At 70.8% G+C, this 13,949-nt stretch carries 10 protein-coding genes; 5 read left to right on the top strand and 5 right to left on the bottom strand.

Translation table 11 applies throughout. From position 1 onward, the window contains the following. Nucleotides 1-126 precede the first annotated feature (126 nt). The 5 genes from ABWK59_RS32825 to ABWK59_RS32805 all read left to right on the top strand — a co-directional run bounded on the left by ABWK59_RS32825 (nt 127) and on the right by ABWK59_RS32805 (nt 5,759). A complete protein-coding gene (locus ABWK59_RS32825; protein ID WP_354644308.1) occupies nt 127-696 on the top strand; it encodes a dienelactone hydrolase family protein in 570 nt (189 codons plus the stop codon). Between the two features lie 768 nt (nt 697-1,464). Then, nucleotides 1,465-2,394 (top strand): ABC transporter ATP-binding protein, encoded by a 930-nt coding sequence (locus tag ABWK59_RS32820; RefSeq protein WP_354644307.1) that lies wholly within the window; start codon nt 1,465-1,467, stop codon nt 2,392-2,394. After that, nucleotides 2,391-3,212: an ABC transporter permease subunit gene (locus tag ABWK59_RS32815; RefSeq protein ID WP_354644306.1), complete on the top strand. Its 822-nt coding sequence runs from the start codon at nt 2,391-2,393 to the stop codon at nt 3,210-3,212. Before ABWK59_RS32820 ends, ABWK59_RS32815 begins: the two co-directional genes overlap by 4 nt. 241 nt (nt 3,213-3,453) lie before the next feature. Further along, entirely contained in the window at nt 3,454-5,022 is a 1,569-nt protein-coding gene (locus tag ABWK59_RS32810; RefSeq protein ID WP_420492888.1) for an oleate hydratase, read from the top strand. A 113-nt stretch (nt 5,023-5,135) separates the two neighbouring features. Next, on the top strand, nt 5,136-5,759 hold the full coding sequence (locus ABWK59_RS32805) for a hypothetical protein (RefSeq protein WP_354644304.1): 624 nt from the start codon (nt 5,136-5,138) through the stop codon (nt 5,757-5,759). Between the two features lie 285 nt (nt 5,760-6,044). Here ABWK59_RS32805 and pflA read toward each other — a convergent pair whose 3' ends face one another. The 5 genes from pflA to ABWK59_RS32780 all read right to left on the bottom strand — a co-directional run bounded on the left by pflA (nt 6,045) and on the right by ABWK59_RS32780 (nt 13,927). Continuing rightward, the gene (gene pflA / locus ABWK59_RS32800) at nt 6,045-6,764 is read right to left on the bottom strand and encodes a pyruvate formate-lyase-activating protein (protein WP_354644303.1); all 720 of its coding nucleotides are present in this window, start codon (nt 6,762-6,764) and stop codon (nt 6,045-6,047) included. Nucleotides 6,765-6,937: 173 nt separating this feature from the next. After that, complete coding sequence (pflB, locus tag ABWK59_RS32795) at nt 6,938-9,199, bottom strand: formate C-acetyltransferase (protein WP_354644302.1); 2,262 nt, start codon at nt 9,197-9,199, stop codon at nt 6,938-6,940. Nucleotides 9,200-9,230: 31 nt separating this feature from the next. Next, nucleotides 9,231-11,876 (bottom strand): bifunctional acetaldehyde-CoA/alcohol dehydrogenase, encoded by a 2,646-nt coding sequence (gene adhE / locus ABWK59_RS32790; protein WP_354644301.1) that lies wholly within the window; start codon nt 11,874-11,876, stop codon nt 9,231-9,233. Nucleotides 11,877-12,115: 239 nt separating this feature from the next. Then, nucleotides 12,116-12,973, bottom strand: a complete 858-nt coding sequence (locus ABWK59_RS32785) for a universal stress protein (RefSeq protein WP_354644300.1) — start codon at nt 12,971-12,973, stop codon at nt 12,116-12,118. 144 nt (nt 12,974-13,117) lie between these two features. After that, on the bottom strand, nt 13,118-13,927 hold the full coding sequence (locus ABWK59_RS32780; RefSeq protein ID WP_354644299.1) for a universal stress protein: 810 nt from the start codon (nt 13,925-13,927) through the stop codon (nt 13,118-13,120). Nucleotides 13,928-13,949 lie beyond the last annotated feature (22 nt).

The following is a 13,949-nucleotide window of genomic DNA, read 5'->3' as shown; positions in this document are numbered from 1 at the left end:
GCGGGGGATGGAGGCAAGCTGCCTGCCGCGCACTCATGAGATGTGAGATGGTCGGGCGCTGAGTGAGGTACCAGCCTCCTGGTGCGTTTCCGGAACAGTCGATCAATAGGCGAAGGACCGCGAAATATGGCTGAGGTTCTGCTCTACCACCACGTCCAGGGCTTGACTGACGGGGTCCGGGCGTTCGCCGACGACCTGCGACAGGCCGGCCACACAGTACACACTCCGGATCTGTTCGAGGGCCGCACCTTCGGCAGCCTCGAGGAGGGCATGGGGTTCGCGCGGGAAATCGGGTTCGACACCCTCAGGGAACGTGGTGCGGCAGCGGCCGAGGACCTCGGCCGGGAACTGGTGTACGCCGGCCTCTCGTTCGGCGTGACGATCGCCCAGAAGCTCGCGCAGACGCGGCCCGGCGCACGTGGAGCACTGCTGATGCACTCCTGCATCCCCGTCACCGAGTACGGGGAGTCCTGGCCCGACAGTGTGCCGGTGCAGATCCACGGCAAGGAGGGCGACGAGTTCTTCGACGAAGACCTGCCCGCGGCGCGCGAGCTGGCCAAGTCCGCATCGGCTGCGGAGCTGTTCGTCTACCCCGGCGAACAGCACCTGTTCACCGACGCCTCTCTCGAGTCCTTCGACGCGGAGGCGTCCAAGCTGCTGCTGGAGCGCGTGCGGACGTTCCTCGCCTCGGTCTGATCCCCGCCGCTTGCGGACGGGGCGGGCCGGACACCGCGTTGGTGTCCGGCCCGCCCCGTGTGGTCATCTCGGATCTGGCTACTGGTCAGGAGTGGCTGGCTGTGCCTGCGCCTCCGCGTGGTCGGCCAAGGCCTCGAGGACGTCGGAAGCGCTGCTCACCAGGCGGACGAACTGCTCGTCCGGCCTGAGCTTGTCGAGGCCGGCCTGCCACCAGCCGAGGACTGCTGCCCCGACTGTGCTGGTCAGTCCTGGGTGCTTCGCCTCTACCAGGCATTCCAGAGCGCACCATGACGGTGGCGGACCGGCGGCATGTCTGCGTCCTCAAGTTCGTGGCCGGCGTGGTGCAGTCCGCGGATCCGCTGAGCGTCGAGTCGAGCCTGGAGCCGGGCGCGGCCCTCAGCCGTGGCGATCTCGGCGGAAAACGAGCCCTTCCTGCAGTAGAGCACCATCCACTGCCAGGAGGTGAGCCGGCGCAGCGTCTTCGCCGGGGCAGGACGACGGCCTTCGCGGGCGGCTTGGGCCAGTTCAGCGTCGTGCAGGGCAACACGGTGGTCGTCTCCACCATCGGCCGGCCGGCACGTGGTGGCGAAGGGCCGAGGGGGCCGCCGTGCCGGGACCTTCAGCCTCGGTGCGGGACGACTGCCGCGCCGGCGACCGACGGGCCTGGCGAACAGGGCCCATGAGTCCCTGTCACCGCCCGGCTCGGTGCGGTGCAGTTGGTGCGAGACGAAGCCTCCACCGAGGCGGCCGCGATGCAGGGAGGCACGCATGGAGCGCGTGGGGCCGGCCATCGAGCTGGCCGGACTGAGCAAGTACTACGGCCGCAAGGCGGGTGTCGACCAGCTCGACCTCACCGTGCGGCGGGGCGAGATCTTCGGGTTCCTGGGCCCCAACGGCGCCGGGAAGACCACCACCATCCGCTGCCTGGTGGGCCTGCTGCGGCCGAGCTCCGGCCAGATCCGGCTGCTGGGCCTGGACCCGCTCTTCGACCACCGACGCCTGGCCCCGCGCCTGGGCTACCTGCCGGGAGAACTCCGCCTGTACCCGGAGCTCACCGGTGCTCAGACACTCCGGCTGCTCAGCGATCTGCAGGGCGCCGCTACGCCCCGGCGTGTGGAGCTGTGCGAGCGTCTCGGGCTGGCGGCAGCGGATCTGGGCCGGCCGGTGCGGGAGTACTCACGAGGCATGAAGCAGAAGCTGGGCCTGGTCCAGGCGCTCCAGCACGATCCCGAGCTGGTGGTGCTGGACGAGCCCACCGAAGGTCTGGATCCGCTGGTCCAAGAGGTCTTCTTCGCACTGCTGGAGGAGGCCTCGCACGTGGGTCGCACAGTCCTGCTGTCGAGCCACGTGCTGCCCGAGGTGCAGCGGGCCTGCGGCCGGGTGGCGCTCGTGCGGGCGGGGCGGCTGGTCGCGGTGCGATCCGTGTCCACCCTGCGGCAGGAGCGCGCCAGACGGGTACGGCTGGTCCTGGCCGACGGCCGCGGCCCCCAGGCCCTGGGGCCGGCGGAGCGGTGGTCACCGCGCTGGAACGGAGACGAGGTCCAGCTGCTCGTCCCGCCGACGGAGCTGGTCACAGGACTGCGCGAGCTCCTGGCCGCGCTGCCGGTGGCGGACGTGTCGGTGGAGGAGGCCGGGCTGGACGAGGCGTTCCTCGACCTGTACCGGCAGGACGTCGAAGCAGCGGCGGTACGGTCATGAGGGCCCAGTTCCCCTTGTTCTGGCTCGCTCTGCACCGGCGCCGCAGGATGCTGGCATTCCTGGCAGCGGGCATGGTCGTCTTCGAGGCACTGATCGTGGCCGTCATCCGGGCGGTGCCGCCGGCCCAGCTGTTCGCCGGACCCGGCCCGACCGGACCCGACGCGTTGAAGGCGTTCTCCGGATCGACCGGTGACGTCTCCATCGCCAGCTACCCCGGCCTGCTCGGGGCCGGTCTGGTGCACCCGTTCTGGATCGCCATGCAACTGACGGCGATCGGCTCGCTCGCGGCAGCTGCCGTCGCGGCCGACGTCGAGTCCGGCACCGTGGAACTGCTGATGGTCCGTCCGGTCTCCCGCCTGCGACTGCTCGCCGAACGGGCCGCCGCCGTGGTCGCGGCCTCACTGGCACTCAACGCCGCCGCCACCCTGGCGGTCGCCGGCGGCGTGGCCCTCACCCCCGCCCTCCACCACGCGGTCCCCCTGCGCGGCGTGCTCGCGGCCGGCCTGGCGGGGTGTGCGTTCACGCTCTGCCTGTCCGGTCCGGCCCTGGCTGTCTCGGCGGCGGCTCGCCACCGGGCCCAGGTGATCGGCACCACCATCGCGTTCGGCGCCGTCGGCTTCGCCGTCAACTTCATCGCCATGGCCTGGCACCCGGCCGCGCCGCTGCGGTACCTGAGCCCCTTCCACTACTACACGCCCGGTGACGCACTCGCCCACGGGACGATCGCCTGGGGTCCGTTCGCCGTCTTGGTGACGGTCGGGTGCGCCGGGATCGCCGCCGCGCTCCCGCTCCTGCTGCGCCGGGACCTGGCTCCCTGAGCACCACACCGCCCGCAGGCCGGCCGAGGACGCCCGGAATCCGCGCCGAGCACCCCAAGGCCATGACGCCGGGACCGTTGTTCCCCCACCAGTGACCAATGGCCCAAAGCCCAGGTGTCCGGCCCAGAGCAGGCTGGCATCCACACCCCGAACTGCGAACCCGATCAGCGCAGCGCCACTGTCTGACCGGCCGGTCAGACACGAACAGCATTTTCCCCCAGCAGAGTTGAGGAGTATTCCGATGGCACAGGCATATCTGGTCGGCAGTGGCATAGCCGCCCTGTCCGCCGCGGCGTTCCTGATCCGCGACGGCGGCTACGCCGGCACCGACATCCACCTCTTCGAGGAACAGGAGGAGGTCGGCGGCAGCCTGGATGCGGGCGGCACCCCGGAGGCGGGCTACACGATGCGCGGCGGGCGGATGTTCGAGGCCCAGTTCCGCTGCACGTACGACCTGCTGTCCGGCATCCCGTCGTTGGACGACCCGTCGGTTTCCGTCACCCAGGACGTCTACGACTCCCACCAGGAGTCTCCGTGGGACGACGCCACCCGACTGGTGGGCGCCGGCGGGGAGATCCGCGACGGCCACGCCATGGGCTTCTCCGAGCGCCACCGCCTTCAGCTGGTCGCCTGCCTGGCCACACCAGAGCGGATGCTGGACGGCAAGCGGATCACCGACTGCTTCAGCGAGGACTTCTTCACCACCGACTTCTGGTACATGTGGTGCACCACCTTCGCCTTCGAGCCCTGGCACAGCGCGATCGAGTTCCGCCGCTACCTGCTGCGCTTCGTACACCTGTTCTCGGAGTTCGAAACGATGTCCGGGATCTACCGCACCCGGTACAACCAGTACGACTCGATCGTCCGCCCGCTGACCGCCTGGCTGCTGGAGCGCGGCGTGCGGATCCACACCGGCCACCGGGTGACCGACCTGTCCTTCCGCGAGGGGACGGGCACGAGCGTCGAGCGCATCCACTTCGCGGGTCCGCACGCCGACCTTCCGGTCGCCCCGGACGACTTGGTGTTCGTCACCAACGGCTCGATGACCGCCGACTCCACCCTCGGCTCGCACACCACCGCGCCGGAAGGCCCGAGCACCGCGCGCAGCCCCTCCTCCTTCCTGCTCTGGCACCGCATCGCCCGCGGCCGCGAGGACTTCGGCCGCCCGGAGGTGTTCGACCGCAGTGTCGCCGACTCCACCTGGGAGTCCTTCACCGTCACCGCCAAGGACCCGGCCTTCCTGGACTGGATGGAGACGTTCACCGGCCGTGCCACCGGCCGCGGCGGCCTGCTCACCCTCACCGGATCCCCCTGGCTGCTGACCGTCGTGGTCAACCGCCAGCCGGTCTACCAGCAGCAGCCCGAGGATGTCTCCGTCTGGTGGGGCTACGGGCTCCTCCCCGACAAGCCCGGGACGCACGTCCAGAAGCCAATGCGGGAGTGCAGCGGGGAGGAGATCCTCCAGGAGGTCCTGCACCACCTGGCCGTGGACGCCACCACCGCAGAGCGCGTCGCCGAGGCGTCCACCGTCATCCCCTGCCTGATGCCCTACATCACCAGCCAGTTCCTGGTCCGCAGCCACGGCGACCGGCCGCAGGTCGTCCCGAAGGGCTCCACCAACCTCGCCTTCATCGGCCAGTTCGCCGAGGTCCCCGACGATGTCGTCTTCACCGTCGAGTACTCCGTGCGCACCGCCTGGGCCGCAGTGGCGCAGCTCCTCGGCCTCGACAAGCAGCCCCCTGCCGTCCACAAGGGCCACCACGACCCGCACGTCCTGGCCCAGGCCCTGCACACCATGCACCGCAAATGACGGCAGGAGGTCCGGGCTCAGGGCCCGGCCCTCCCCCGAGCCGCCCACCGCAGCACGCACCCGCATATCACCAACTCGCCAATCCGGCAGTCGAACCAGCAGAGGAGCCCATCATGGCGGTCCACCACGCCCACACCCCCCGGATGCCCCGCCGCCTCACGGCCAGGCTCCACCGTCGCACCGCGCAGCCGGCCGACCGAGCCGCCACCACCGCGGAGACCACCGCCACGGCCACCGCCCTGGCCGCCACCCGGGTCACTCTCGGCTTCGTGTTCCTGTGGGCCTTCCTCGACAAGGCATTCGGCCTCGGCTACGCCACCAAGAGCGCCGCCGCCTGGGTCAAGGGAGGCTCGCCAACCAAGGGCTTCCTCAGCCACGTCTCGGCCGGCCCGCTGCAGTCCGCCTTCCACCAGTGGGCCGGGCAGGCCTGGGCCGACTGGCTGTTCATGCTCGGCCTGCTCGGCATCGGCCTCGCTCTCATCGGCGGGATCGGCCTGCGGATCGCCGCGGCGAGCGGAACCCTGCTGCTGGCCATGATGTGGGCCGCCGAGTGGCCGCCCGCCCGCCACCTGGCGAACGGCGCCGCCAGCGGCTCCAGCAACCCCGTCGCCGACTACCACCTCGTGTACGCCCTGCTGCTGATCGTGCTGGCCGCCACCGCCTCCGGCAACAGCTGGGGGCTGGGCCGCCGCTGGGCCGCTCTCCCGGTCGTGCGTGACCACCCCTGGCTGCGCTGACCCCCACCGCACCCGCAGTGGCCGACCGCGACACGATCGCGGCCGGCCACTGCGCTCTTGCGTCGCACGGATCTCGGCCTCTACTCCGCAGCCATGACTCCGGTCCCGCAACAGCCCCGGAATCGCGTCACGGATATGCCTCGGCGGCTGAATCACGCGAGCCCGGAGTCCGGAGCCGCACTGCCGCTCCATCGGTGGCACGCGGCGTGAGCACGACGAAGCTCCCCGGTCGGTCGACGAGCCCTGGGGCTCGACCGTACCGGGGAGCGGGTGTGACGGGCTCGGTCAGACGGCGTGCAACCCGTGGGCGGCGAACACCGCGCGAGCAGCGGACACCTGGTCGCTGGTCGGCGCCGGCGCGTCGGCGAGGGTGAACTCCAAGCCCAGCGAGCGCCATTTGGCTGCAGCGAGCTTGTGGAAGGGCAGCACGTCGACCCGGGCGACGTTGCCGAGCGAGGCGGCGAAGGCGGCGACGCCTTCGATGTTCTCGGGAAGGTCGGTGAGCCCCGGGACGAGCACGAAGCGGACCCAAACCTCGGTGCCGAGGCCGGCCAGGCGGCGGGCGAAGTCGAGCGTCGGCGCGACCTCCTGGCCGGTCAGGTGTCGGTAGAGCGCGTGGTCCCAGGACTTGATGTCGAGCAGGGCGAGGTCGGTGTCGGCGAGCAGCGCGTCGGTGGCGCGGGAGCCGAGGAAGCCGGAGGTGTCCAGGGCGGTATGCAGGCCGAGTTCGTGCTTGAAGCGGTGCAGCAGCTCGCCGGTGAGGTTCGGCTGGAGCAGCGGCTCGCCGCCGCTGATCGTCGCCCCGCCACCGGAGGCGCGGATGAACTCGGTGTACTTGGCGGCCTCCTGGACGATCTCGTCGGCGGTGGTGCGCCGGCCGTCGCGCAGGTGCCACGTGTCGGGGTTGTGGCAGTAGAGGCAGCGCAGCGGGCAGCCAGCGAGGAAGGCGACGAAGCGCGTCCCCGGGCCGTCGACGCCGGTCGACAGGTCCCAGGAGTGCAGCATGCCGGTTACCGGGCACGAGGCCGTCGTATCCGCAGGTGGGCACGGAGGGGGTGTGGCGTCGCCGGCCGAGGCAGTGACGGTGGTTTCGGTCATTGCAGTTCTCCTTGCACAAAGACGCGGTGCCGCCGCCCGTGGTCGGGGAGTGCGTCGGCACCGCGTGCGGGTGGGCGCTGCTACAGCGCGCTGTGGAAGGTGCGACCGATCACGTCGAGCTGCTGCTCGCGGGTGAGGCGGACGAAGTTGACCGCGTAGCCGCTGACCCGGATGGTCAGCTGGGGGTAGTTCTCCGGGTGTTCCATGGCGTCCAGCAGGGTCTCGCGGTTCAGGACGTTGACGTTCATGTGGAAGCCGCGGCAGGTGGTGTAGCCGTCGAGGACGCCGACCAGGTTGGCGATCCGCTCCTCCTCGGTGCGGCCGAGCGCGTCGGGGGTGACGGTGTTGGTGAGGGAGATGCCGTCCTCGGCCTGCTCGTAGGGGAGTTTGGCCACGGACAGGGCGGCGGCGACGTAGCCGTGGCGGTCGCGTCCGTTCATCGGGTTGGCGCCCGGGGAGAACGGTTCTCCGGCCTTGCGGCCATCCGGGGTGGCGCCGGTCTTCTTGCCGTAGACGACGTTGGAGGTGATGGTCAGCACGGACTGGGTGTGCTCGGCGCCGCGGTAGGCGGGGTGTTTGCGGACCTTGTCCATGAATTCCTCGACCAGCCGCACCGCGATGGCGTCCGCACGGTCGTCGTTGTTGCCGTAGGCCGGGTACTCGCCCTCGACGAGGTAGTCGACGACGAGGCCGGTGTGGTCGCGTACCGGGTGGACGGTCGCGTGCTTGATGGCGGAGAGCGAGTCGGCCGCCACCGCGAGGCCGGCGATGCCGCAGGCCAGGGTGCGCCGGACGTCGCGGTCGTGCAGGGCCATCTCCAGACGCTCATAGGCGTACTTGTCGTGCATGTAGTGGATGACGTCCAGCGCGTGGACGTAGGTGGCGGCCAGCCAGTCGAGCTGCCGGTCGAGTTTGGCGAGCACCTCCTCGTAGTCGAGGACGTCGCCGCTGAGCGCACCGGTGGCGGGGCCGACCTGGGCGCCGGAGATCTCGTCCCGGCCGCCGTTGATCGCGTAGAGGAGGGTCTTGGCGAGGTTGACCCGGGCGCCGAAGAACTGCATCTGCTTGCCGACCGGCATCGCGGAGACGCAGCAGGCGATCGCGGTGTCGTCGCCGAAGCGCGGGCGCATCAGCTCGTCCGACTCGTACTGGATGCTCGAGGTGTCGATCGACACCTTGGCACAGAACTCCTTGAAGCCATCCGGGAGTTGCTTGGACCAGAACACGGTCAGGTTCGGCTCGGGAGCCGGGCCGAGGTTGTAGAGGGTCTGGAGGTAGCGGAAGGAGGTACGCGTCACCAGCGGGCGGCCGTCCTCGCCGATCCCGCCGATGGACTCTGTCACCCAGGTCGGGTCGCCGGAGAACAGCTCGTCGTACTCGGGGGTGCGCAGGAACCGCACGATCCGCAGCTTGACGACGAAGTCGTCGACCAGCTCCTGCGCCTGCTCCTCGGTCAAACGGCCAGCTTCGAGATCGCGTTGCAGGTAGACGTCCAGGAAGGTGGAGGTGCGGCCGAGCGACATCGCCGCGCCGTTCTGCTCCTTCACGGCGGCCAGGTAGGCGAAGTAGAGCCACTGGACCGCCTCGCGGGCCGTCGCGGCCGGGACCGATACGTCGTGTCCGTAGCTCGCGGCCATCTGCTTCAGCTCGCCGAGCGCCTTGATCTGCTCGGCGAGTTCCTCACGCTCCCGTATGGTCTCCTCGAGCCGCGCCGGATCGTGCGGCAAGCCGTCCAGTTCGGCCTTCTCGGCCCGCTTCACCTCGATCAGCCGGTCCACGCCGTACAGCGGCACCCGGCGGTAGTCGCCGATGATCCGGCCGCGCCCGTACGCGTCGGGCAGGCCGGTGATGATGCCGGCCTTGCGGGCGGCGAGGATCTCGGGTGTGTAGGCGTCGAAGACGCCGTCGTTGTGGGTCTTGCGGTACTCGGTGAACACCTTCTCCAGCCCGGGGTCGACCGGGTAGCCGTAGGTCTTCAACGCGCCGGCGACCATCCGCCAGCCACCGTAGGGCATGATCGCGCGCTTGAGCGGGGCGTCGGTCTGCAGCCCGACGATCAGCTCCCGTTCCCGGTCGATGTATCCGGGCGCGTGTGCGGTGATGCCGGCCGGGATGTCGTGGGCGACGTCGTACACGCCCTTCGCGCGCTCCTCGGGGAAGCGGTCGGTGATCTGCTTCCAGACCGCGAGGGTCCGCCCGGTGGGCCCGGCCAGGAAGGAGGCATCTCCCTGGTAGGGGATGTAGTTGTGCTGGATGAAGTCGCGCACGTCTACGGCTTCGCGCCACCGGTCGCCCTGGAATCCGTCCCACGCGGTCGAAGTCCCGTGCTGCTGTGTGGTCATGGTCGGTCTGTCCCTCTCGCTCGGGTGTTGGTCAGGACTGGTCGCCGTAGTAGGCATGGCGCATCAGCTGTTGCATGTCGGCGAGCAGCGGCATCCGGGGGTTAGCCGGCGCGCACTGGTCCTCGTAGGCGTTCATCGCCTGCTGCGGCAGCGCCGCCAGGAAGGCCGCCTCGTCGATGCCGACCTCCTTGAAGGAGCGCGGGATGCCGACCCGGTCACGCAGTTCCTCGATGGCGGCGGCCAGCGACTCGACGCCCTGCTCGGGGGTGCCGGCGGGCAGGCTCAGCAGCCGGGCGATGTCCTGGTAGCGCTCGGGGGCCACGTAGGCGCGGTACTTGGGCCAGCTGGTCACCTTGGCCGGCGCCGCCCCGTTGTAGCGGATGACGTGGGGCAGCAGCAGGGCGTTGGTGCGACCGTGGGCGACGTGGAAGGTGGCGCCGAGGGTGTGGGCCATGGCGTGCACGACGCCGAGGAAGGCGGAGCCGAAGGCCATGCCGGCGATCGTGCCGGCATTGTGCATCTTCTCCCGCGCGACGGGGTTGGTCGGGCCGTCGGTGACGGCCTGCTCCAGGTTGTCGAAGATCAGCCGGATGCCCTGCAGGGCCAGGCCGTCGGTGAAGTCGTTGGCGTAGACCGAGACGTAGGTCTCGATGCAGTGGGTGAGGGCGTCGAAGCCGGTGTCGGCGGTGACGTCCCTGGGCAGGTGGGTGGTCAGCGCCGGGTCGACGATGGCCACGCTCGGGGTGAGCGCGTAGTCGGCCAGCGGGTACTTCTGCCCTGTGGCGGTGTCGGTGATCACCGCAAACGGGGTGACCTCGGCTCCGGTGCCGGAGGTGGTCGGGATGCAGACCAGCTTGGCCTTGTCGCCCAGGTCGGGGAAGGTGAAGGCGCGCTTGCGGATGTCGAAGAACTTCTCCTTCAGGTTGGCGAAGTCGACCTCCGGGTGCTCGTACATCAGCCACATCACCTTGGCCGCGTCCATCGGCGAACCGCCGCCGAGCGCCACGATGGTGTCGGGGCGGAAGTCGCGCATCAGCTCGGCACCCCGCCGGACGGTGTCGATGCTCGGGTTGGGCTCGACGAAGTCGACCACCCGGACCTCGACCGGATCGCGCCGGCGGTCCAGGACTGCCCGGATCCGTTCCAGGTGGCCGATCTCGACCATGGTCCGGTCGGTCACGATGACGATCCGGTGGGCGTTCGGCATGCTCGCCAGGTACTTGATGCTGTTGCGCTCGAAGTAGATCTTCGGCGGGACCTTGAACCACTGCATGTTGGTGTTGCGCCGCCCGATCCGCTTGATGTTCAGCAGGTTCAGTGCCGAGACGTTGCCGGCCACGGAGTTGTGCCCGTAGGAGCCGCAGCCCAGCGTCAGCGAGGGGGTGAAGGCGTTGTAGACGTCGCCGATGCCGCCCTGCGAACTGGGCGCGTTCCAGATGATCCGGCACGCCTTGACGGCGTGGCCGAACTCCTCGACGAACGCCGCATCCTCGGTGTGCACCGCTGCCGAGTGCCCCAGTCCGTTGAACTCCACCATCGCCGCTGCCAGTTCGACGCCCTCGCGGCGCGAGGACGCGGTGAGTACGGCCAGCACCGGGCAGAGCTTCTCCCGGGTCAGCGGCTCCGACGGCCCGACCCGCTCCGCGTCCGCCAGGATCACCGAGGTGTCGCGCGGTACCTCGAACCCGGCCGCCGCGGCGATCTCCGGGGCACTGCGGCCCACCACGTCGGCGTTCAGCCGCTCCCCGGCGCAGGAGCTGCCCTCCCCTGCGCCGAACAGGTACCGCTCCAGCAGCGCCTTCTCCTCGGCGCTCGCGTGGTGCGCCTTCAGCGTGCGGAACTCGGCGAGCGCGGCGTCACGGATCTCCGCGTCCAGGATGACGGCCTGCTCGGAGGCGCAGATCATGCCGTTGTCGAAGGTCTTCGACAGCACGATGTCGTTGACGGCCCGCTTCAGGTCCGCACTCCTCTCGACGTAGGCGGGGACGTTGCCCGCGCCGACGCCCAGCGCCGGCTTGCCGCACGAGTACGCGGCGCGGACCATCGCGTTCCCGCCCGTCGCCAGGATGGTGGCCACATCCGGGTGGTTCATCAGGGCGTGGGTGGCCGCCATCGACGGCTCCTCGATCCACTGGATGCAGGACTGCGGCGCTCCGGCCGCCACCGCAGCGTCCCGCACGATCCGGGCCGCCTCCGCCGAGCAACGCTGCGCCGCGGGGTGGAAGGAGAACACGATCGGATTGCGGGTCTTCAGCGCCAGCAGGCACTTGAAGATCGTGGTGGAGGTGGGATTGGTGACCGGGGTTATGCCGGCGACCACGCCCACCGGCTCGGCGATCTCCACGATCCCGTCGATCTCGTCCCGGTACACCACACCGACGGTCTTCGTGCGGGCCATCACGTGGGTGACGTTCTCGCAGGCGAACACGTTCTTGACGGCCTTGTCCTCGAACAGGCCGCGTCCGGTCTCCTCGACCGCCAGTGCCGCCAGTGCGGTGTGCCGGGCCAGTGCCGCCAGGGACGCCTTCTTGACGATGTGGTCGACCTGCTCCTGGGTGAAGTCGGCGTACTCCCGAAGAGCCGTCAGCGCGTCAGCGACCAGGGCGTCGACGGCGGTGGTGCTGGCCGGTGCGGGGGCGGGGGGATTCGGTTCCTCGGCCTGCGGGCGGCGGGGCATGGCGGGACCACCTTTCGGTTCTTCGTCCGGGGATTCGTGCGCTGGCGGGCGTCGCTCGCGCTCACACCCACAGCCTTCCGGAGCGGCGCCGCGCAGGGAGGCGGCCGTTGGGGTACGCCTGCGGACCGAAGGTCCCTCGTCCACAGGCTGCCGGGGTCACCATGCCCCGGGGCCGGACATGCCGGTGGCCGTGGCAGGACCTGGTGTCGGTCCTGCCACAGCCACGATGGCGGTCTCGGTCAGTCGTGCGGCACCACCGCGACCGGGCTGTGCGTGTGGTGCAGCACCGTGTGGGCCACGGCGCCCAGTCCGGGCACGGCCGGTCGGATCCTCGGGGTCCGGCGGCCCACCACCACCAGCGAAGCGCTGCGGGAGGCCTCCACCAGTGCCCGCCCGGCCGGCCAGGCGGTCACCTCGGCCTCGACGCGCACCTCGGGGAACTTCTTCCGCCAGGGCGCCAGCGCGTCCTGGAGGCGGACCAGCGCTCCCGCTGCCAAGCCTTCCGTGATCTCCGGCGGGTCTACCGGAGCCTCCGTCACGTACCGTCCGGTGGGCAGGTTCCGGCTCTCCAGCACCCGCAGCTTCGCTCCCCGTTCGGCGGCCTGCTCGAAGGCGAAGGCGAGAACCTCGGTACCGGGCCGGGCGCTGTCCACCCCCACCACCACGCCGGACTCCACGCCGCCGCCATCCGTGTCCGCCCGGACCAGAACCACCGGGCAGGCGGCGTGCGCCGCCGCGCGCTGCGCGACCGACCCGACCAGCAATCCGGCGAGCCCCCCGAGCCCGCGCGAGCCAAGCACGAGCAGGCCGTCCCGGTCTCCGGCGGCCACCAGCGCATAGGCCGGGTGGCCGGGCACGTGCTCGCAGGAGATCTCCAGGCCCGGCAGCACGTCCGCGAGGTGGTCCCGCAGTTCGAGCACCAGCCGGGGCAGCGACTGCGCCCGGTCCACGGGCTCCGCCGACAGCGTCGGCTCCGCTCCACCGGCGTGGACCATCCGCAGCGCCTGGCCGCTCCGGTGGGCCTGGTAGGCCGCCCACTCGGCCGCGGCCGCGCTCTGCGCCGATCCGTCGACTCCCACCACCACAGCGTGAGACATGATCACGACCTCTTTCGATTCTGCGGTCGCAACACCGGTGTGCGCGACCTCGTGTCTGACGGAAAGGCTCGCGCCTGGCGAAGGCTGGCCACAGAGGCCGAGCAGCCCCTGACCGGTCCCGAAGGTCCCGGTCAGGGGCTGCGCTCACGCCTCGGGCACTACCGCCACCGGGCAGTCGGCATGGTGCAGGACGGCGTGGGCCACAGGGCCGAGCAGGCCGACCCGGTCCGCCGGGCGGCGCCCGAGCACCAGCAACCGGGCCTTGGCCGACGCCTCCACCAGCGCCCGGCCCGGTGCGGCGCCCTCGGTGTCCGCGACCACCTCGACCTCGGGATGGGCTGCCTTCCAGGACTCCAGGACCCGGGCGAGCAGCGCGGCCTCGCCAATGTGGCCCTCGCCCGCCCCCGCCGGGCCTGCCCCGGCATGCACGACCCGCAGCGGCAGGCCGTAACTCTGCGCGGCCAGGAAGGCGAAGTGCAGCGCCACCTGGGCGGGACGGCGGGCGTCCAGCCCCACCACCACCTGCTCGCGCGGATGCGCGCCCGGGCCGTTCACCGGGAGCAGCACCGTGGGACTGCCGGCCCACGCGGCGGTGTGCAGCGCGGTGGAGCCGACGCGAAGCTCCGGGAAGCCGCCGCTACCGCGTGCCCCGAGCACCAGCAGCTCGGCGTCCTCACCCGCGGCGACCAGCGCCGAGGTGACGGCGTCGTGGACCTCATCGGTGCGGACCAGCAACTGCGGGTGGCGCACCGCGAGGACGTGCCGGACCTCGTGGAGCAGGTCACCGGCGGGCCGGGTCTGCCGGCTCCAGCTGGGGAGCAGGTGCGGCATCAGGGGGAGGGCATGCAGCACGCGCAGCGGGCGGCCGCGCAGCAGCGCCTCGCGTGCAGCCCAGTCGGCGGCCGCCAGGCTGGCTTCGGAGCCGTCGACGCCGACAGTGACGGGCAGGTCCATGGTGATCGTCTCCTTCCGCCTT

It is taken from the genome of Kitasatospora sp. HUAS MG31 (assembly GCF_040571325.1).
Classification (GTDB): domain Bacteria; phylum Actinomycetota; class Actinomycetes; order Streptomycetales; family Streptomycetaceae; genus Kitasatospora; species Kitasatospora camelliae.
Note: the sequence above shows the minus strand (reverse complement) of the source record. Positions and strands in the feature narration are given on the sequence as shown.